Below are 18,910 nucleotides of genomic sequence, written 5' to 3' on the forward strand. Positions count from 1 at the left end.
CCCTCCTTGACGCACCGGCGCCCCTAAAAGACACGGCGAGCCGGAGTTTTTAGGGGCGCGGGGAACTGCGCGGCCAGCCCCCACCGGCCCGCACTCAACAACAATCCGGATCCAGCCCCAGGGGCAGAAGCTCCGCCCCGAACACCGCACACGTCGCGTCATGCCCCCCAAGCGCCGCCACCGCAAGCAGCAACGACCCCGCGGTCCACGTCGTCAACTCGCGCGGCCACACCGCGTCGTCCTCGAAGACATACCCCGTCCAGTACAGCCCGCTCTCCGCGTCGCGCAGATGCTGGATCGACTGGAGGATCTCCAGCGCGCGGTCGGACTCGCCCAACGCCCACAGCGCGAGGGCGAGTTCGGCCGACTCGCCGCCCGTGACCCACGGGTTGGGGACGACGCACCGCACCCCGAGTCCGGGCACGACGAAGCGGGTCCAGCCCTCCTCCACGCGGGACTTGGCCTCCGTGCCGGTCAACGCACCGCCCAGGACCGGGTAGTACCAGTCCATCGAGTAACGGCCCTTGTCCAGGAACCGTTCCGGATGGCGGCGGATCGCGTGCCGTAGCGCGCCGACCGCCAACTCCCAGTCCGGCTGCGGCTCTTCGCGCTGTTCGGCGATGGCGAGCGCGCAGCGCAGCGCCTGGTGGATCGAGGAGGAACCGGTCAGCAGCGCGTCGGCCGTGTCCGTGCCGTCGGCGTCCCGCTTCCAGCCGATCTGCCCGCCGGGCTGCTGGAGCCGGAGGACGAACTCGACCGCCGCGAACACCGTGGGCCACAGGCGGTCCAGGAACGTGTCGTCGCCGGTGGACAGGTAGTGGTGCCAGACGCCCACGGCCACATAGGCGACGAAGTTGGTCTCGCGGCCCCGGTCGGTGACGTCGTGCGGGTCGCCGTCCGCGTAGGCCGCGTACCAGGAGCCGTCCTCGTTCTGGTGCCGGGCGAGCCAGGTGTACGCCCGCTCGGCGGCCTCGTGTTCGCCCGCCGCGTCCAGCGCCATCGCGGCCTCGGTGTGGTCCCACGGGTCGAGGTGATGGCCCCGGAACCAGGGGATCGCCCCGTCCTCCCGCTGCACGGCGAGGATGCCGGCGACGGTCGCGGCGGCCTCCTCCGCGGTGAGGACCCCGGGCAGGACGAGGTGTTCTGTCCGGGGAGCGGTCACTTGGCTTCCGCCAGGGGGAGGTGCGGCTTGGTCGCGTAGGCCACGAAGCTCTTGCCGATCAGCGGGTTGAGCGCCTGTTCGGCGACCCGGGTGGCAAGGGGTTTCTTCATGATGTCCCAGACCAGGAGCTTGTGGTACGCCTGCACCGGCAGCGCCTTGTCGTTGTCGACGCCGAACGCGCACTTCAGCCACCAGTACGGCGAGTGCAGCCCGTGCGCGTGATGGGTGCCGTACGGCTGGAGGCCCGCCTCGCGGATCTTCGCGAGGAGTTCGTCCGCCTTGTAGATGCGGATGTGGCCGCCCTCGACCTCGTGGTAGGCGTCGGACAGCGCCCAGCAGACCTTCTCGGGGCTGTAGCGCGGGACGGTGATGGCGATCCGGCCGCCGGGCTTCAGGACCCGGACCATCTCGGCGAGCACGCCCTTGTCGTCCGGGATGTGTTCCATCACCTCGGAGATGATGACGACGTCGAACGACTCGTCGGGGAAGGGGAGTTGGAGCGCGTCGCCCTCCATCGCGGTGGCGGTGGCGCCGGCCGGGGCCTCGCCGGCCTCCTTCATCGCCGCGAACCACTTGGCGACCTCGCGGATCTCCTCGGCGTTCTGGTCGAGGGCGACGACCTGTGCCCCTCGCCGGTAGCACTCGAACGCGTGCCGCCCGGCACCGCACCCGAGGTCCAGGACACGGTCGCCAGGGGCGAGCGGGAACCGGGAGAAGTCGACGGTCAGCACGTGGCCCTGCTTTCGGGATAGACGCCGGTGACGCTGGTCGGAGAGGGGGATGGAGAGGTCGTACGGCCCGCGATCGCCTCGCGGTACCTGGCCGCCGTGCCCTCGGCGGCCTTGGCCCAGGTGAAGCGGGCGAGCACGCGTTCCCGGCCCGCCCGGCCGAGCCGTACCCGCAACTCCGGGTCGGCCAGCAGGCGGCTCAGGGCGGTCGCCAGGGCGCCGGGGTCGCCGGGCGGTGCCGCCAGGCAGGTCTCGCCGTCGCGTCCGGCGACCTCCGGGATCGCCCCGCCGGTCGTCGCGACGAGCGGTGTCCCCGTGGCCATCGCCTCGGCCGCCGGGAGCGAGAAGCCCTCGTACAGCGAGGGCACACAGGCGACCTCCGCCGAGCGGACCAGGTCGACGAGTTCGGCGTCGGATATGCCCTTGACGAACTCGACGGCGCCTTCGAGGCCGTAGCGCTCGACGGCCTGGGCGACCGGGCCCTCCGTCGGGCGTTTGCCTACGACGATCAGGTGGGCGTCGGGGTGTTCGGTGCGGACCTTCGCCAGGGCCTCGACCAGGAACACGAGGCCCTTGAGGGGGACGTCCGCGCTGGACGTGGTGACGATCCGGCCCGGTACCTGGGGTACGGCGGGGTCCGGGGAGAACTGGTCGGTGTCGGCGCCGATGTGGACGACGTGGATGCGGTCGTCGCGGACGCCCAGGTGGTCGACGATCTCCTGGCGGGAGGTGCCGGAGACGGTGAGGACGGAGGGGAGGCGGCGGGCGACCCGCTTCTGCATCTGGGTGAAGGCGTACCAGCGGCGCTTGGACATGCGCCGGCGCCAGTTCTCCGCCGCGTCCAGCTCCAACTGCCGGTCCACGGTGATGGGATGGTGGATCGTCGTGACGAGCGGGGCGCCGACATCCCCCAACAGCCCGTAACCCAGCGTCTGGTTGTCGTGCACGACGTCGAACTCGCCGCGTCTGGCGCGGAGATGGCGGCGGGCGCGCAGCGAGAAGGTGAGGGGCTCGGGGAAGCCGCCGGTCCACATCGTCGCGACTTCGAGGGCGTCGATCCAGTCCCGGTACTCGTCGCGCTTCGGGGTGCGGAAGGGGTCCGGGGAGCGGTAGAGGTCGAGCGAGGGCAGCTCGGTCAGGGAGATGCCGGGGTAGCCCTCGTCGAGGACCGGGTACGGCTGCGAGCCGATGACCTCGACGCGGTGTCCGAGGCGGGCCAGTTCGCGGGAGAGATGGCGGACGTAGACGCCCTGGCCGCCGCAGAACGGGTTCCCTTTATAGGTGAGGAGTGCGATACGGAGCGGTCGCTCGCCGTCTGTGGCCAAGTCCTCCTGGGGACCCGCCTGACTGGCCTCAGCGGTCACTCTGAGCCCCCTTCTGCCTGCACTGTCCCGCGAGATTACGCCGGGACGCTAATCTAGAACAAGTTTCAGACTTGATCGTCCAGGAGGTTCTGAATCTACCGGCCGGTACGGGCGCTGTGAGAAGTGGATCAGGTGATTCACACCACGGCCGAGACCCTGCCATGATCGGTCCGATCACCCGCCCTCACCGACAGTCACGGACACAGTCACGGAACGGGAGCCATGCCAGTGGAAGCCAAGCCCGAAGCCACTGCGCGGACCTCGCCGCCCCTCACCGAGCGGCAGGAGGCGCGTCGGCGCCGCATCCTGCACGCGAGCGCGCAGTTGGCGAGCCGGGGCGGTTTCGACGCCGTGCAGATGCGGGAGGTCGCGGAGTCCTCGCAGGTCGCGCTCGGCACGCTGTACCGGTACTTCCCGTCCAAGGTGCATCTCCTGGTGGCCACGATGCAGGACCAGTTGGAGCACATGCACGGCACCCTCCGCAAGAAGCCGCCGGGCGGCGAGGGCGCGGCCGAGCGGGTCGCGGAGACCCTGATGCGGGCCTTCCGCGCGCTCCAGCGGGAGCCGCATCTCGCCGACGCGATGGTCCGCGCGCTGACCTTCGCGGACCGCAGCGTTTCCCCCGAGGTCGACCAGGTCTCCCGGCAGACCACGGTGATCATCCTGGACGCGATGGGCCTGGAGAATCCGACGCCGGAGCAGCTCTCCGCGGTCCGGGTCATCGAGCACACCTGGCACTCGGCCCTGATCACCTGGCTGTCGGGCCGCGCCTCCATCGCCCAGGTGAAGATCGACATCGAGACGGTGTGCCGCCTGATCGACCTGACGGAGCCGGGCGCGGACCGATAATTCCCGCATGGCGATCATCCACCACACATACGTCAAGCCCACCAAGCTCGAACTCCTCTTCACCTGGCTGCCCACCCGCCCCTGGTATCACGGCTCCGCGGAACCGGAGTTGGTGAAGGCCGGCGGTTTCCGGCTCGACGACCCCGAGGGCGAGGTCGGCATCGAGTTCATGGTCGTCACCGACGGCTCCGGCGCCTACCTCGTCCCGCTCACCTACCGGGCCGCCCCGCTCCCCGGCGCCGAACACGCCCTCGTCGGCACCATGGAGCACGGCGTCCTCGGTCCGCGCTGGGCCTACGACGGCTGCCACGACCCGGTGCTGACCGCCGAGTTGGTCGCTTTCATCGAGGGACGCACGCCTGCGCAGGCGCAGAGCGTCTCCCACACCCTGGACCGGGAGGTCGCCCGCTCCTGGACCGGTACGGCACCCCTCCCCGCCCTCGGCGCCCCCAACGACACTGACACGGCAACCGAGTTCGCCGTACCGAACGGCCCGACGCTGCGGCTGCACCGGGTGCTGACCCCAGGCTCGACACCTCCCGAGGGCGCGCTGGGCCAGGTCACCGGCGTCTGGGCGCAGGCGAACGGCACCCGCGTCCGTGCCCTGTTCGCCGCCCTCCTGGTCTCCTAGGGCCGTTACTCCTCCGGTGGGAACACCGGCTCCCCGCTCCCCAGCAGCGTGATCATGATGGCCTCCACCGGGCAGCCCTCGGCCGCCGCGAGGATCCGCTCGTTGGCGTCGGTCTCCGGTTCGGCCGGGTGGGACTGCATGGCCGAGTCGAGGCGGAAGCGGTCGGGGGCCTGGTGGACGCACTGGGCCGAGCCGATGCAGACGGAACGGTCGACCTCGACCTGCCAGCGATCACCCATCGCCTGGTCACCCCTCCCAGCCGGCGGGCAGGTGGATCATCTTGTGTTCGAGGAACTCGGAGAAGCCCTCGGGCCCGAACTCCCGCCCCAGACCTGAGTTCTTGTAGCCGCCGAAGGGGCCGAGCATGTCGAGGCTGAAGGTGTTGACGTTGTAGGTGCCGGTGCGGACCTGGCGGGCGATGTCGATGCCGTGGGGGATGTTGGCCGTCCACACGCTGCCACTCAGCCCGTAGTCGGAGTCGTTCGCGATCTTCACGGCCTCGGTCTCGTCGCCGTACGGGAGGAGGCAGATGACCGGGCCGAAGATCTCCTCGCGGGCGATGCGCATGGTGTTGTCGACGTCTCCGAAGAGGGTCGGTTCGACGTACCAGCCGCGGTCCAGGCCGGGTGGACGGCCGCCGCCCGTAAGGATTTTGGCGCCCTCCTCCTGGCCGATGCGGATGTAGTCGAGGTTGCGTTGTTGTTGGCGCTTGGCGACCAACGGGCCTACCTGGGTGGCCGGGTCGAGCGGGTCGCCGACCACGAGAGCGCTGGCCGCCGCCGCGAAGGCGTCCGCGAACTCGTCGTAGCGCGAGCGGGGTACGAGGATGCGGGTCTGGGCGACGCACGCCTGGCCGTTGTTCATCCAGGCCGCCGAGACGATGCCGGGGACGGTGGTGGTGAGGTCGGCGTCGGGGAGGACTATCGCCGCCGACTTGCCGCCCAACTCCAGTGTCACGCGGGTGAGATGACGGGCGGCGACCTCCATCACGCGCTTGCCTGCCGCGACCGAGCCGGTGAAGGAGATCTTGTCGATGCCGGGGTGTCCGACGAGGTACTCGCTGACCTCGCGGTCGGCGGGGAGGATCGACAGGACGCCGTCCGGCAGCCCGGCCTCCTTGGTGATCTCGCCCAACAGGTAGGCGTCCAGGGGCGTTTCGGGCGACGGCTTCAGGATCACCGTGCAGCCGGTGAGCAGCGCGGGCGCGAGCTTGGCTGCGGCCACGAACTGCGGGACGTTCCAGGGGACCACGGCCGCCACCACACCGACCGGCTCCCGGCGGACGAGGATCTTGCCGAGGACTCCGTCCCGGTACTCCTCGTAGGTGAAGTTCTTCGCGACGGTGATCGCCGCGTCCCACACCATCATCGCGCCGAGGGCCTGGCCGAGGATGCTCCAGGAGTACGGCGACCCGTTCTCGGAGGAGATGACGCGGCCGATCTCCTCGTACCGGGCGGCGATCGCGTCCTTGACGCGGGTGACGACCGCGATCCGTTCGTCGAGGGTCATGCGCGGCCAGGGCCCCTCGTCGAAGGCCTCGCGGGCCACGGCGACCGCGCGGTCCACGTCCTCCTTCGACGCGTGCGGGACGCGTCCGATGACCTCCTCGGTGTGCGGGGAGATCACCTCGATGACGTCCTTGCCCAGGGGGTCGGTCAACTCCCCGCCGATGAACAGCTGTCGGTGTTCCACGAGCTCCGTCATGGCCGAACGCCTCCCCGGTCCCGCTGCCTGAATCGCTGTCTGACGATCCATCAGATACGAGGACTGAATACCAGTTCCGGTCGATGGAGTCCACGTATAGTGGCCGGAAGGCGGCGATTGGGGAGTCCATGACGTCCACGGGTCAGGTCCACGACCACGGCGGCGGTGTTCGTTCCATCGAAGTCCCCATCCCCGACAACCCACTTGGGACCACGCTCGTCTACGTCGTCGACACCGACCGCGGCCCGGTCCTGGTCGACACCGGCTGGGACGACCCGGCCTCCTGGGACACCCTCGTCACGGGTCTCGACGCCTGCGGTACGGGAGTCGGCGAGGTGCACGGCGTGCTGATCACCCACCACCACCCCGACCACCACGGCCTGTCCGGGCGGGTGCGCGAGGCGTCCGGTGCGTGGCTCGCGATGCACGCGGCGGACACGGCGATCGTCCGGCGGGCCCGTTCCACCGAACCGGGCCGCTGGCTGGCGTACATGACCGCGAAGCTCGCGGCGGCCGGTGCGCCCGAGGAGCACCTCGCGCCGCTCCGGTCGGCCCGCCCGCGCAGTGTGCCGGGGCTCGCGCCCGCGCTGCCCGACCGGGAGATCGTCCCCGGCGAACTCCTCGACCTGGCGGGCCGGCGGCTGCGCGCGATCTGGACCCCGGGCCACACACCCGGACATGTCTGCCTGCACCTGGAGGAGGACCACCCGGCCCAACTCCCGGGCCACGGGCGGCTGTTCTCCGGCGACCACCTGCTCCCCCGGATCACCCCGCACATCGGCCTGTACGAGGACCCGGACGACACCACCATCGCCGACCCGCTCGGCGACTACCTCGACTCCCTGGAGCGGATCGGGCGCCTCGCACCCGCCGAGGTGCTCCCGGCCCACCAGCACACCTTCACCGACGCGCCCGGCCGGGTACGGGAGTTGCTCACCCACCACGAGGACCGGCTGACCGGACTGCTCACCCTGCTCTCCGAACCGCTCACCGCCTGGCAGGTCGCGGAACGGATGGAGTGGAACCGGCCCTGGGCCCAAATCCCCTTCCAGTCAAGGAACATCGCGGTGTCCGAGGCGGAGGCGCACCTGCGCCGACTGGTGAAGCTGGGCCAGGCCGAGGTCATGACGGGGAGCGAGCCGGTGACGTACGTGGCGGTGTAATTCGGTCGTGGGACGAGGGGTGCGGCTGATACGAACGAGCCCATGGACCTGGACCCTTTGCAGCGACTGCTCGCCGAACGCGAGTGTGAGCAACTCATCCTGACCTTCGTCCGCCGGCTCGATCTCGGTGAACCGGCCACCGTCGCCGGGCTGTTCACGGAGAACGGCCGCTGGGAGTGGCCGGAGGGGAACAGAGCGGTCGAGGGGCGGGAGGCGCTGCGGAAGTACTTCGGCGCCCGCCCCGCCGGACGGCTCTCGCGCCGCCTGATGTCGAACATCCTGGTCACCCTCACCTCCCGCCACACCGCGCTCTCGACCGCGTACTTCACGACGTACCGTGTCGACGGCCACCAAGGCGGCATGGTCCCCGCCGGTCCCCCGGTCCAGGTGGGTCACTACGAGGACACCTTCCGCCAGGTGGACGGGACTTGGCTGATCGACACCCGGACCCTGTTCCTGCCGTTCGGCGGTCCCACCCCGCGTCACCGGCTGCCGTTCGTCGACCGCACCCGCGTCAGCGACTGACGGCCGCGTACGCGATTCCCTCGTCGTACGTCATCGCCAGGCCCGCCCGGTAGCCGGTCGTGTAGGCGTCGTCGCCGAGGTGCTCGCGGACCCGGAGTTCGCAGGTGCGGCGGGTGGCGATCAGGTCCGGGGAGTCCATCTGAGCGCGGCCGGTGAGTTCCCACAGGCGGGTGCCGATGCCGAGGAGACGGACCGCGCGGTGGGCGTCGCCCGCGCTGACGACGGCGGCGGCCAGCAGGTCGAGGGACATGGCGGCACCGACGGTGTTGTGCAGCAGGGCGTGACCGGCGATCGAGGTGCGGGCGCCGCTCATCGCGGCGCGTATGTCGCCGCGCGCCAGGTCCGCCTGGGCTATCAGGTAGTCGGCGAAGGCCCCGCACCAGTACTCGCCCTGTTTCCGGCTCGCCGTGCGCACCTCGTCGGCGACCGCACGGCCGCGCTCGAACTCGCCGCGCAGCACGTGCGCGAGGGACAGCGCGAGCCGGGCCTGTAGTTGGGCGGCGCCGAACCCGTCGTCCTGGACGGGGAGTTGGGGGGCCGCGGCGAGGACGTCGATGGCCTCGGCCTGGCGGCCGGTGAGTGCCAGGTGGCCGCCCCTGAGGTAGACGGCGGCGACCTGGGCGACCTGGGAGCCCTGTTCGCGGGCCGCGTCGGCGCAGCGCACCGCCCAGTTGGCCGCCGCCTCCTGGTCGCCCTGGAGGATGGCGACCGCGCCGCGCGACCACAGGGCGAGGGTGCGGCCGGGGCCGGGCGGCGACTCGGCGGCGAGGGCCTGGTCCAGGCAGTGCTGGGCCTCGCGGAGGTAGCCGCAGTGCCGCCACAGGAAGCCGACATGGCCGGCCATCTCCACGGCCGTGGACCATCTCGCCCCGTCCGGCTCGGCGAGCGCGCAGTCGACCGCCGTGCGCAGATTGGCGTGTTCGGTCAGCACGCGCTCGCACCAGGCGACCTGCCGTCCGGTGTTCCACTCGGCGCAGCCCTCGCGGGCGAGGCGGGCGTAGTGGTCGCGGTGGCGGCGGCGTACGGCGCGTTCCTCGCCGAGGGCGTGCAGCCAGTCGGCGCCGTACTCGCGGACGGTGTCGAGCATCCGGAAGCGGGCCGAGATGACGGGATCGGGCAGCACGATGGACTGGGCCACCAGCCGGTCGAGCAGAGCGGCGATCCGCTCCTGGGGCAGCGGTCCGCCCGCGCAGACCTGCCGGACGGCCGCGAGACAGAAGCCGCCGCTGAAGACGGACAGCCGCGCCCACAGCAGGCGTTCGAGAGGCGCGCACAGTTCGTGGCTCCAGCCGATGGCGGTGCGCAGGGTCTGGTGGCGGGGCGGGCGTTCGCCGGGGGCGGAGACGAGCAGATCGAGGGGCGAGGACGGCGCGGGTGTGCCCGGCGCCGCGGACGGGTCCGGCAGGGGCGGCAGGGTGGGCAGGCGTTCGCCGAGGCGGGTGTGGAGCTGGTCGAGGGTCAGCTCGGTGAGGCGGGCGGCGGCGAGTTCGAGGGCGAGCGGGATGCCGTCGAGGCGGCGGCAGACGGCGACGGCGGTGGCGCGCGCGGCCGGGTCGTCGTCGCGCAGGGGACGTCCGGCGGCCGCGGCGCGCGCGGCGAACAGGGCTACGGCGGCACCGGCGTCCTCGTCGGCACCGGGACGGCCGTCCACCGGGAGCGGTTCGAGGTGGAGGACCTCCTCGCCGGGCAGTGCGAGCCGTTCCCTGCTGGTGAGCAGGACGCGCAGACCGGGCAGGCGGGAGCGCAGTGCGGCGGTGAACCTGGCGCAGTCGGCGAGGACGTGTTCGCAGGAGTCGAGGACGAGCAACAGCCTTCTGCCGTGGGCCCATTCGGTGATGACGTCGATCACCGGGCGCGTCGACTGGTCGGCGAGCCGAAGGGTCTCCATGACGGCGAGGTCCACGAGTCCCGAGGTGCGCAGGGGGGAGAGTTCGGTCAGCCAGACGCCGTCGGGGTAGGCGTCCCGGACCCGCGCCGCCGCGCGCAGCGCGAGCCGGGTCTTGCCGACCCCGCCGACCCCGACGACGGTCACGGGCCGGACCGGTCGCGTGTCCGGGTCCAACGCGGCCCGCAGCCAGGCGAGTTCGGCGCGCCGCCCGACGAAACTCAGTGTCTCGGGCGGCAGATTCCCATGGTTGTTGACGTCACCCGAGTTCGCACGGTCGGTCCTGTCCGGCACGAGGCCAGTGTGTCCGTAGGTCACCGGCGCCATGCGCGGGTCCCGGAACGCGGCCCACGACTGAACGAAAGAATCGCGTCACCATCGGAAAAGCCCTTCCTTTCGATCACTTTCCTCCCTGATGGGGCGAGTTGCTGTCGAGAGCTGATCAACTCTCCGTTGGCGCGGGTGCGGAGAGCGGAATTCCGCAATGGTCGTGCCGTGAACACGATGGACGGAGGACGCCGCTTGCTCGTCGCACCGGTCGGCTGTCTGCTGGCGGCCACCCCGGGTCTGCTGATCGGCCGGGTTGAGCCGGTCCTGCCGCTGCTGGCGATCGGACCGCTGATGGCCGCCACCTTCCTGGGCGCCCGCCGTACCCTCCTGGTCTGCTGCTGGACGGTGCTGCTCGCGCTGGCGGCGGGGCTCGGTTCGGGGGCGCAGCTGAACGCCGGTTTCGCCGTCCGCTGGGGCGGGCTGCTGCTGGGCTGCGTGTGCGGTGTGTACGCGGCGCGGCAGCGCGGCCGGCTGCGGGAACGGCTCGCGGAGGCGCGGGAGGTGGCCCGGATCACCCAGGAGGCGATCCTGCGGCCCGTCTCCCGCACCCTCTCCGGTACCCATGTCAGCACCCGCTACCACTGCGCGCATCGCGAGTCCTCGGTCGGCGGCGACCTGTACGACCTCGCGGTGACGCCGTACGGCCTGCGGGTGCTGGTCGGGGACGCGCGCGGGCACGGGCTCGACGCGCTGCGGACGGCGGCCGACACGCTCATCGGGTTCCGTGAACTCGCCTTTACGGCACCGGACTTGGCGACCCTCGCGAGGGCGCTGGACGCCCGGCTGGCGCCCGGGCTCGGACCCGAGGACTTCGTCACGGCGGTGCTGGCCGAGTTCGGTCCCGGCGAGGTGCGGCTCGTCAACTGCGGCCATCCGGCGCCCCTGCGCTCCGGGCATCGGCTCGAACTCCTCGAACCCCGGGTGCCCGCACTGCCGTTGGGCCTGCGCCCGGACCCCCGGCAGTACCGGGTCCGCCTCCAGCCCGGCGACCGCCTCCTGCTCTACACGGACGGCCTCACCGAGTCCCGTGCCCTCGACGGCACCCCGTTCGCCCTGCTCACCGAGTGCGCGACGGCGTTGAGCGAGCCGACACCGGACGCGGCGCTGCACGCGCTCTACGACCGCCTGCTCGCGCACGCCGGCGGCCCGCCCAGCGACGACCTGGCGCTCGTCCTGTGCCAGCCGGCGGGGGTGGTGGCACCGGCCCCGGTGTGAGGCCGGTCCCGGATCAGCCCAACTTGACCAGCAGGTCGGCCAGTTCGGCCGGTTCGGTGATCATGCAGTCGTGGCCGGTCTCCAGTTCCCACACCTGGGCCGGGGTGCCGTTGGGCTGGATCGCGGGGACCGGCCGCCGCTCGAAGCCCTCCGGTTCGCTGCCCACGCAGTGGATGTGGGTGCGGGGGATGGAGCGCGCGGCGGGGTTGGCCAGCCGTACCGACTGCTGGAGGCAGCGGGCCGACTGGTCCGAGAGCGTGGACCGCAGCCAGGCGACGTCCGCCGGGTCGGTGACCCCGAACAGGCCCCCGGGCGGCGGCAGTTCGGGCAGCGGCGGGATCCGCCAGCCGGTACCCGAACTCGCCGCCATGTCGATCAGCACCTGTGTCACGGGCATGATGTCGATCGCGCTCTCGCCGTCCTCCGGGACCATCGCGTCGAGGTGGACCAGGTGGGCGATCCGGTCGGGAACCCGGTCGGCGGCCGACGAGACGACCAGCCCGCCGTAGCTGTGCCCGACGAGGATCACCTCGGTGAGGTCCTCCTCCGTGATGAGCCCGACGACGTCGTCGACGTGTGTGTCGAGGCCCACTTCGGGGGCGAGCAGGTGCGCCTTGTCGCCGTGGCCGGTGAGCGAGGGCGCGAGCACCCGGTGTCCGGCCGCCGTCAGCAGCGGGACCACCCGCTGCCAGCTGTCTCCGCTGTGCCAGGCACCGTGCACCAGTAGGTATGTGGACATGGCTGTCGCTCCTCGCTGTGGTGGCCGGCGTCGCCGATCAGCGCGCCACGGGTGACGCTGCCGCCCGGCCCGCGCCCCAGCCAGGGCCCCCGCGCCCCTGGGGGTGACAGGACCAGGCACGCGCGCGACGGCCGAATTACAGTGCGGGGATGGCCGGTGAACCGAATCTGCTGGGCGAGTACGTGCGCGCCCGCCGCGAACTCGTCACCCCCGAACAGGCCGGTGTCCCCGCCCACGGGGTACGGCGGGTGCCGGGCCTGCGCCGGGAGGAGGTCGCGCTGCTCGCCGGGATCAGCGCCGACTACTACCTGCGCCTGGAGCAGGGCCGCGACCGCAACCCCTCCGCGCAGGTCCTGGAGTCCATCGCCCGGGTGCTGCGGCTCGACGAGGACGCGACGGCCCACCTGCTGCGCCTGGGCGCCGCGAAGCCCCGGCGCCACCGACCCCGCCCGGTCAAGGAGACCGTGCCCGAGGGGATCGCCAAGCTCCTCGGCACGCTCCCGCTCCCCGCGCTGGTCGAGGGCCGCTACTTCGACGTCCTCGCCGCCAACTCCCTGGCGACCGCGCTGTCCCCGCGCTTCACGGCCGGGTCCAACCGGCTGCTGTCGCTGTTCCTCGACCCGGCCGAGCAGGCGCTCTACCCGTACTGGGAGAGCGCGTCCGGCGGCATGGTCGCCGCGTTCCGCGAGGCCGTAGGACCCGACACGGACGACCCCCGGTTCATCGAGCTGGTCGGTCAACTCTCCCTCGCCAGCCCCCTGTTCAGCAGGCTCTGGGCCCGCCACGACGTACGGACCTGTGAGGCCGCGCCGAAGCGCATCGCCCACCCCCAGATCGGCGACCTGGAACTGAACCGGGAGCGGCTGAGCATCGACGGCGTGCCGGGCCAGACCCTGATCGTCTACCACCCGGACCCCGGCACCGACGCCGCCGAGAAACTGGCCCTCCTCGCGTCCGCGACCCGGACACCGGAGACCGGCCGTTCCCGGTCCGAGGTGACCGGCTAGGACCGTGTGACGCGGGTCACCGCAGCGCGGTCCGCCCGGCGGACAGGGAACAGTGTGGAGATCTCACTACGGGCCCGCGTGCGAGCTGGAGACCCCGACGCGTTCGGGCAACTCTTCGACGAACACGCCTCGGTGGTCCACCGGCACGCCGTCCGCATGACCGGCGACTGGGGCACGGCCGACGACATCGTGTCGCTGACCTTCCTGGAGGCATGGCGGCTGCGCGAACGCGTCCTGCCCGGCGACGACAGCCTGCGGCCGTGGCTGCTCGGCATCGCGACCAACGTCACGCGCAACACCTCGCGGGCGGCGCGAAGACATCAGGCCGCGCTCGTCAGAATCCCGCCGCCCGACCCCGTGCCGGACTTCGCCGACGAGGTGACCCGGCGCATGGCCGACAGCGAGGAACTGGCCGCCGCGCACAGGGCGTTGAGCAAGCTGCGCCGGGGCGAGCGGGAGGCGTTCACGCTCTGCGTCTGGGAGGGGCTGGACGCGGCCACGGCCGCCGCGGCCCTGGGCGTGGCCGTCGGCACCGTACGGTCCCGGCTCTCGCGTGCGAGGAAACGCCTGCGCAAGCTCACCGACCTCGAACTCGGACAGGCGCAGAAGCAAAAGCACGAACAGAAACAGGCACAGGAGACGCAACGCCCGGACCCGGTCGGACAGTCACCGGGTAGCCGCCTCCAGGCGGCTCGGTCCACACCCAAGTCCACGCAGGAGAAGACGCGATGAACACCGACCCCCAGGAACTGGCCGAGTTGCTGCCCGCCCCGGGCCGTCCGGTGCTCTCGCGGGACCGCCACCGCGTACTGAGGGAACACCTGATGCAGCACATCACCCACGAACACGACACCGTCCGCGAGCAGTCGACCACGACCGTCACCGCACCCCGGCGCCCCGCCCGTCGGCGCCTCGTTCTCGTCGCCGCGCCGCTGGCCCTCGCCGCCGCCGTGGGCCTGGGCGTGGTCGCGGTCGACAACGCCCGGGACGGCAAGGACGGCACGGCCGCCGCCGACAGCCACCAGAAGGCCGTACAACTGCTGGACCGGATCGCCCTGGCCGCCGCTTCCCGGTCCACGGTCACGGCACGCGCCGACCAGTTCATCTACACCAAGTCCCAGGGATCGGCGGCCGAGTTGGGTGTCGACTTCAGCAGCGCCGCCGAACTCGCGGGGCACAAGGGGACGTTCACGGCGAAGCCGTACGACGGGGCCGTCCGGCAGGAGCAGTGGGACGCGGTCGACGGAAAGGCGGACGGGCTGCGGAAGGGCGTCGCGGTCACCGACCCCACCCAGAAGATGTCCATGGACATGAAGGGCGCCGGATACCTGACCTTCCGTCAGTTGCAGGCCCTGCCCACCGACCCCGACGCCCTGCTGAAGAAGTTCTCCAGTGACGCCGCGAACGTATCGGCGGCCCGCCGTACGGAAGTCGTCGTGGAGAACCTCGGCGCCGTCGTCGACGAGGCCACCCTGCTGCCCGACCTCAGTGCCGCGATCTACCGGGCCGTGGCCAAGCTCCCGGGCGTGAGCGTCGTGGACCACGTCAAGGACGCGGCGGGACGGGAGGGCGTCGGCCTCACGTTCAAGAACGCCCCGAAGGGCTACGCCTGGGTCTTCGACTCGTCGAGCCTCGTCTATCGCGGCACAACCGACGCCGCTCTCCTGGGAGTTGGCGTCGCGGACCGGGCGGGTGAGGTGCCGGCCGGTTAGCCTGCGGGTACGACGCGTCGGGGAACGGGGGTGCGATGACAGTCGACGTACGCCCGTTCTCCGAGGCCGCCGAGGGCACCGGGCCGGCGGAACTGGACTACCGGGGGCCGCAGGGCTGGGCCACGGTGGTCCACCGCGCCCACGTGGGGAGCTTCACCCTCCTCGGTCCCGAAGGCCCCCATCTGGTCCGGGAGTTCGAGCCCGAGCAGAGCCGTACGGAGGAGCCGCGCACCTGGGAGTACCGGGTGGGCCTGTCGGGACCGCAGCGGCTGCGGATCGAGACGGCCGAGCGGTGGTCGGTCTCCGTCGCCCCGCTGGAACAGGACGAGCCCGAGGACGGCGGAGTCCTCAACCGCCGGGGAATCGGCAACCAGACGGTCGAACTCGCCGAGGCGGAGCCGCCGGGAGCGTCGATCCTGGAGTTCACCAGGATCGAGAGCGCTCGCCCCACGGGCCTGTTTCTCCGGCTGCGCACGGACTTCGGCGACGAGGCCTTCTGGCCGGTGGGCGACGACGACCGGGCCAGGTTCCTGTTCGGCCACGACACCCCGGCCATCTGGTCGTCGGCGGGCCGGGTCGAGGTCGGCAACGCCGTCGGCTGCGAATGGCGGCTGCGCGTCCTGCCGTTGTCCGCGGCCCGCCCGCTGGACGGCACCACCACCCGCGGCACCGGTGCGGAGGTCCTCATCCACACGGGGACACCGGCCGCGCTCACGCTGGCCTCCCTGTCGGACGCGGGCGACACCCCCGAAGCACAGGTCCCCGAGGTGGAGGTCCGCGTCGAGTCACGCGGCTACAAGGTGACCTTGTCCACCAGGAACCACGGCTCCGGGGACGGTGCGGTCCTCGGACTCGGTCCCGGGCCGACGCTGCTCCAGACCGGGGGCCACGGAGGCTGGGAGCTGCGCACCACCGCGCTCGACGCGGTGCCGACCTTCGACGGGGAATTCACCGGCACGGGCGGAAAGGTGCTCCGCTACACCGGGCCGCCCGTCACCACGCGGGTCGTCACCCGGTCCTGTCACCGGTGGTCCGGCATGGTCTCGGTCCGCACCCTCACCCCCGAACTCCGGTGGCGGGACTGGGTCAACACCAAGGGCGGACTGCCGGGACGGCTCCGGGGAAGGGAGCTGAAACTGCTCCCCGGCATGCTCCTGGCGGTCACCGGACCCCACGACGGATCCGCCTGGCGCATCATCCTCTCCACCCGACTCGTGCGCCGTCAGTCGCGGTAGCGCGGCGCGGGCGGATAGAAGTCGCCGTAGGGGCCCAACCACCGTTCGTGCAGGGCGCGGAGCTTGCCCGAGGCGCGCAGGTGCGCGAGGACGCCGTTGATGAAGCGGACGAGTTCCGGTGCCGTCTTCGGGACGGCGATTCCGTGCGGCTCGTAGGTGAACCGCGGTCCGGTGATGCGGGTGGCGGGGTCCTGGGCGCTCAGTCCGGCGAGGACGTTGTCGGTGGTCGACACGGCGGCCACCGCGCCCTGCTGGAGCAGCAGGAGGCAGTCGGTCCAGTCGGAGACGGTCACCGGCCGCACCGCCGGGCGGGCGCGTCGCAGCTCGGTCAGTGAGGTGGTGCCCCGGGCCGTGCACACCTTCTGTCCGGCGAGGTCGGCGAGGGTCTTCACCGGGGAGGTTTCGGTGACGAGGACGCGTTGGCCGGAGTCGAGGTAGTCGCTGCTGAACAGCACCTGCTGCATGCGCTCGCAGGTGATCGTCATGGAGTGGGCGACGAGGTCGACCTGACCGCGCTGGAGTATCCCGATGCGCTGTGCGGACGGCACGGCCTTGAACTGCACCCGGTCGGGCCGCCCGAAGAGGGCCCGGGAGATCTCCCGCACCAGGTCGATGTCGAGCCCGTCCAGCTGTCCGGTGTCGGAGTCGCGGTAGCCGAAGAGATAGGTGTTCTGGTCCACTCCCACGATCAGCCGGCCGCGGGCGACGATTCGTTCCATCGCCGTACCGCTGGGCATCCTGCCGCCCGGCGTCGGCATGTGGGCGAGCGGTTTCAGCGACCGTAACGGATCGCAGTTCCCGCCGGCCGCCGCCGACGCGCTCGCGGAAGCGGTCGCGGTCGCGGTCGCGGTGTCCGCGGGTGAACTCCGTTGCGGGGCGGCCGAGTTCGCGCAGGACACCGTCAGCGCCAGCGCGGCCAGCGATGCCACGGCCGCGGCGAGCAGCCGACGGCGAAACGGGACCGCGCCGCCCGGTAGCCCGCCCTCTTCCCCACGTGCCCGAAGTTCCCTCACACTGCCCCGCAGTCCTCGGAACCCATCCGAAGACGCCGTCCGGCGCCCCGGCCCCTCACGCACTCGTCGACGGTGACGCCTTCACGCCGATTCACGGTTCCCGAGGAAACGCGAGCGACCGGATCAACTCCTCGGCCGCACCGAGGAGTTCGACCTCGTGCGCGGTCATCGTCGGATTGGCCGCCCGCCTCCGCCGGGCCTCCGCCAGCCCCGCCTCCGTGAGGTCGGCGGGATCGGCGAGGAGCGCGGCGAGTACCGCGCGGGCCGGGTCGGCGATCGGCAGGTCGTCCACGGCGACCTGGGCGAGGATGATCGCGGAGAGACCCCAGTCGAGCCCGGGGTCGCCGTCCTCCGTGGTGCCCCAGTCGATGACGTGGGGGCCGGCCGGGGTGAGCAGCACGTTCTCCGGGTGGAGGTCGAGGTGCAGGACGCGGGTGCCGGGGCGGCGGCCGGGGATCGCGTGCAGTCGCCGTAGCAGCGCGGCGAGTACGGTCCCCGCCTCCCGTGCGTCGATCGCGCCCGCGGTGAGGGCCTCCACCATGGTGGGCCCGGTCAGCCGTTCCATCACCAGGTCGGTGCGCGAGTGCCCGGGCCGTACCCGGGGCACGGGATAGCCGTACGCGCGCACATGCTCCATCACCGCGCCCTCGGCCGCCGCGTCCCCCCAGTCCTCCCGGTTGCGGCGCAGCACCCACGCCTCGTCGATCTCGTACACGTCCGCGGTACGGCCGGAGCCGATCAGCTTCCCCATGGCTGGCATGGCCAGAATCTAAGCCCTGCGTGAGGCGTCGCGCACCGGCCGTCACACGGGTGGTGAAGCGCCCCACATGACCCACATCACCAACGATGCGGAGTAGTAGCGGAAATGCGTGTCATGAACGCGTCCGTATAGCCCCTGACCTGGGGTTTGAGAGCCACGTCACACAGTTGACGATTCACCCACATGCGACCACAACTAGTAAAAGGGGTCTTTGCGGACACGGATCGAGAGTGCTTCTGTGGAGCAGTCGCACGGCGCCGACGAGTCCTCACGGGCCTCGGCGCCGACGCCTTGCCGGGGCCGCGCCCCGCGTGACACCGGCAGGCATACGACGTCTCTGTCCCCGAAGAAACAGGTTCTCCGTGTCCGTCTCCCGCATCGTCGCTCGCATCGCCTCCCCGAAGAAGGCCCTGACCGCCGCCGCTCTGGCCGCCGCCACCACCGGTCTGGTGCTGACCTCGGCTCCCGCTCAGGCCGCGACGACCTCCGCCTCCTCCGCTCAGTCGATCGCGCACAAGATGATCCCGAGCGCGGCGCAGTACAACGCGTTCAGCAAGATCGTCGAGCACGAGAGCGGCTGGAACGTCACCGCCACGAACTCCTCCTCCGGCGCCTACGGCCTGGTCCAGGCGCTGCCCGGTTCGAAGATGGCCTCGGCCGGCTCGGACTGGAAGACCAATGCCGCCACCCAGATCAAGTGGGGCCTGGACTACATGAACTCCCGCTACGGCTCCCCCACCGCGGCCTGGAGCTTCTGGCAGTCCAACGGCTGGTACTGATCACCGGCCCACACACGCACACGCGGCGGCGGCCCCCCGGCATCCCGGGCCTCGATCCAGCGGCGGCTCGACGCGCTGACGATCGACGAGTTCGCGGATCTCTCCCCAC

The 18,910-nt window shown here is 71.6% G+C and carries 19 protein-coding genes; 10 read left to right on the plus strand and 9 right to left on the minus strand.

Features of this window, described 5'->3' with window-relative positions; genetic code table 11:
* Positions 1-94: 94 nt before the first annotated feature.
* The 3 genes from ACWIHT_RS43400 to ACWIHT_RS43410 are packed head-to-tail and all read right to left on the minus strand — an operon-like array spanning position 95 to position 3,254.
* Positions 95-1,162, minus strand: coding sequence for a prenyltransferase (locus ACWIHT_RS43400; RefSeq protein WP_456174149.1), 1,068 nt, complete (start codon positions 1,160-1,162; stop codon positions 95-97).
* Entirely contained in the window at positions 1,159-1,893 is a 735-nt protein-coding gene (locus ACWIHT_RS43405; RefSeq protein ID WP_456174150.1) for a class I SAM-dependent methyltransferase, read from the minus strand. The genes ACWIHT_RS43400 and ACWIHT_RS43405 overlap by 4 nt, the downstream gene beginning before the upstream one ends.
* On the minus strand, positions 1,887-3,254 hold the full coding sequence (locus ACWIHT_RS43410) for a glycosyltransferase family 4 protein (protein ID WP_456174151.1): 1,368 nt from the start codon (positions 3,252-3,254) through the stop codon (positions 1,887-1,889). The genes ACWIHT_RS43405 and ACWIHT_RS43410 overlap by 7 nt, the downstream gene beginning before the upstream one ends.
* A 222-nt stretch (positions 3,255-3,476) precedes the next feature.
* Here ACWIHT_RS43410 and ACWIHT_RS43415 point away from each other — a divergent pair, with 222 nt between their 5' ends.
* Positions 3,477-4,103 carry a TetR family transcriptional regulator gene (locus tag ACWIHT_RS43415; protein ID WP_456174152.1) on the plus strand — a complete coding sequence of 209 codons (627 nt, stop codon included), beginning with the start codon at positions 3,477-3,479 and terminating at the stop codon, positions 4,101-4,103.
* Between the two features lie 7 nt (positions 4,104-4,110).
* Complete coding sequence (locus tag ACWIHT_RS43420; RefSeq protein WP_456174153.1) at positions 4,111-4,734, plus strand: maltokinase N-terminal cap-like domain-containing protein; 624 nt, start codon at positions 4,111-4,113, stop codon at positions 4,732-4,734.
* 5 nt (positions 4,735-4,739) lie between these two features.
* On the opposite strand, the gene ACWIHT_RS43425 is transcribed toward ACWIHT_RS43420, so the two are convergent.
* Entirely contained in the window at positions 4,740-4,973 is a 234-nt protein-coding gene (locus tag ACWIHT_RS43425) for a ferredoxin (protein WP_019067177.1), read from the minus strand.
* A gap of 7 nt (positions 4,974-4,980) precedes the next feature.
* Positions 4,981-6,438, minus strand: a complete 1,458-nt coding sequence (locus ACWIHT_RS43430) for an aldehyde dehydrogenase (RefSeq protein ID WP_456174154.1) — start codon at positions 6,436-6,438, stop codon at positions 4,981-4,983.
* A gap of 128 nt (positions 6,439-6,566) precedes the next feature.
* Here ACWIHT_RS43430 and ACWIHT_RS43435 point away from each other — a divergent pair, with 128 nt between their 5' ends.
* Positions 6,567-7,601 carry an MBL fold metallo-hydrolase gene (locus ACWIHT_RS43435; RefSeq protein ID WP_456174155.1) on the plus strand — a complete coding sequence of 345 codons (1,035 nt, stop codon included), beginning with the start codon at positions 6,567-6,569 and terminating at the stop codon, positions 7,599-7,601.
* A gap of 42 nt (positions 7,602-7,643) precedes the next feature.
* A complete protein-coding gene (locus ACWIHT_RS43440) occupies positions 7,644-8,126 on the plus strand; it encodes a nuclear transport factor 2 family protein (protein ID WP_456174156.1) in 483 nt (160 codons plus the stop codon).
* On the opposite strand, the gene ACWIHT_RS43445 is transcribed toward ACWIHT_RS43440, so the two are convergent.
* On the minus strand, positions 8,116-10,305 hold the full coding sequence (locus tag ACWIHT_RS43445) for an ATP-binding protein (protein ID WP_456174157.1): 2,190 nt from the start codon (positions 10,303-10,305) through the stop codon (positions 8,116-8,118). The two genes, ACWIHT_RS43440 and ACWIHT_RS43445, sit on opposite strands and share 11 nt — an antisense overlap.
* Before the next feature lie 210 nt (positions 10,306-10,515).
* On the opposite strand from ACWIHT_RS43445, the gene ACWIHT_RS43450 reads away from it, so the two are divergent.
* Complete coding sequence (locus ACWIHT_RS43450; protein WP_456174214.1) at positions 10,516-11,556, plus strand: PP2C family protein-serine/threonine phosphatase; 1,041 nt, start codon at positions 10,516-10,518, stop codon at positions 11,554-11,556.
* Between the two features lie 13 nt (positions 11,557-11,569).
* Here the strand turns inward: ACWIHT_RS43450 and ACWIHT_RS43455 are convergent, their stop codons facing one another.
* Positions 11,570-12,295: an alpha/beta fold hydrolase gene (locus ACWIHT_RS43455; RefSeq protein WP_456174158.1), complete on the minus strand. Its 726-nt coding sequence runs from the start codon at positions 12,293-12,295 to the stop codon at positions 11,570-11,572.
* Positions 12,296-12,444: 149 nt separating this feature from the next.
* Between ACWIHT_RS43455 and ACWIHT_RS43460 the strand changes: the two genes are divergently transcribed.
* From ACWIHT_RS43460 to ACWIHT_RS43475, 4 genes are read left to right on the plus strand one after another with little or no spacing between them, the layout of a single operon-like run.
* On the plus strand, positions 12,445-13,302 hold the full coding sequence (locus ACWIHT_RS43460; protein ID WP_456174159.1) for a helix-turn-helix domain-containing protein: 858 nt from the start codon (positions 12,445-12,447) through the stop codon (positions 13,300-13,302).
* Between the two features lie 54 nt (positions 13,303-13,356).
* Entirely contained in the window at positions 13,357-14,034 is a 678-nt protein-coding gene (locus tag ACWIHT_RS43465; RefSeq protein ID WP_456174160.1) for an RNA polymerase sigma factor, read from the plus strand.
* On the plus strand, positions 14,031-15,014 hold the full coding sequence (locus ACWIHT_RS43470; protein WP_456174161.1) for a CU044_5270 family protein: 984 nt from the start codon (positions 14,031-14,033) through the stop codon (positions 15,012-15,014). Before ACWIHT_RS43465 ends, ACWIHT_RS43470 begins: the two co-directional genes overlap by 4 nt.
* A gap of 35 nt (positions 15,015-15,049) precedes the next feature.
* A complete protein-coding gene (locus ACWIHT_RS43475; RefSeq protein ID WP_456174162.1) occupies positions 15,050-16,249 on the plus strand; it encodes a hypothetical protein in 1,200 nt (399 codons plus the stop codon).
* Here the strand turns inward: ACWIHT_RS43475 and ACWIHT_RS43480 are convergent.
* Together ACWIHT_RS43480 and ACWIHT_RS43485 are read right to left on the minus strand one after the other, a co-directional pair.
* Complete coding sequence (locus tag ACWIHT_RS43480) at positions 16,237-17,178, minus strand: glutamate ABC transporter substrate-binding protein (RefSeq protein WP_456174163.1); 942 nt, start codon at positions 17,176-17,178, stop codon at positions 16,237-16,239. The two genes, ACWIHT_RS43475 and ACWIHT_RS43480, sit on opposite strands and share 13 nt — an antisense overlap.
* Positions 17,179-17,353: 175 nt before the next feature.
* Positions 17,354-18,013 (minus strand): phosphotransferase, encoded by a 660-nt coding sequence (locus tag ACWIHT_RS43485; protein WP_456174215.1) that lies wholly within the window; start codon positions 18,011-18,013, stop codon positions 17,354-17,356.
* A gap of 371 nt (positions 18,014-18,384) precedes the next feature.
* Between ACWIHT_RS43485 and ACWIHT_RS43490 the strand changes: the two genes are divergently transcribed.
* Positions 18,385-18,801 (plus strand): aggregation-promoting factor C-terminal-like domain-containing protein, encoded by a 417-nt coding sequence (locus ACWIHT_RS43490; RefSeq protein WP_329248674.1) that lies wholly within the window; start codon positions 18,385-18,387, stop codon positions 18,799-18,801.
* Positions 18,802-18,910 lie beyond the last annotated feature (109 nt).

This window comes from Streptomyces sp. NPDC002276, assembly GCF_053891435.1.

Coding starts and splice junctions, on each gene's coding strand:
- ACWIHT_RS43420 (WP_456174153.1), top strand. CDS start 4,111: ATGGCGATCATCCACCACACATACGTCAAGCCCACCAAGCTCGAACTC.
- ACWIHT_RS43475 (WP_456174162.1), top strand. CDS start 15,050: ATGACAGTCGACGTACGCCCGTTCTCCGAGGCCGCCGAGGGCACCGGG.
- ACWIHT_RS43460 (WP_456174159.1), top strand. CDS start 12,445: ATGGCCGGTGAACCGAATCTGCTGGGCGAGTACGTGCGCGCCCGCCGC.
- ACWIHT_RS43455 (WP_456174158.1), bottom strand. CDS start 12,295: ATGTCCACATACCTACTGGTGCACGGTGCCTGGCACAGCGGAGACAGC.
- ACWIHT_RS43425 (WP_019067177.1), bottom strand. CDS start 4,973: ATGGGTGATCGCTGGCAGGTCGAGGTCGACCGTTCCGTCTGCATCGGC.
- ACWIHT_RS43440 (WP_456174156.1), top strand. CDS start 7,644: ATGGACCTGGACCCTTTGCAGCGACTGCTCGCCGAACGCGAGTGTGAG.
- ACWIHT_RS43485 (WP_456174215.1), bottom strand. CDS start 18,013: ATGGGGAAGCTGATCGGCTCCGGCCGTACCGCGGACGTGTACGAGATC.
- ACWIHT_RS43430 (WP_456174154.1), bottom strand. CDS start 6,438: ATGACGGAGCTCGTGGAACACCGACAGCTGTTCATCGGCGGGGAGTTG.
- ACWIHT_RS43450 (WP_456174214.1), top strand. CDS start 10,516: ATGGACGGAGGACGCCGCTTGCTCGTCGCACCGGTCGGCTGTCTGCTG.
- ACWIHT_RS43435 (WP_456174155.1), top strand. CDS start 6,567: ATGACGTCCACGGGTCAGGTCCACGACCACGGCGGCGGTGTTCGTTCC.
- ACWIHT_RS43470 (WP_456174161.1), top strand. CDS start 14,031: ATGAACACCGACCCCCAGGAACTGGCCGAGTTGCTGCCCGCCCCGGGC.
- ACWIHT_RS43415 (WP_456174152.1), top strand. CDS start 3,477: ATGCCAGTGGAAGCCAAGCCCGAAGCCACTGCGCGGACCTCGCCGCCC.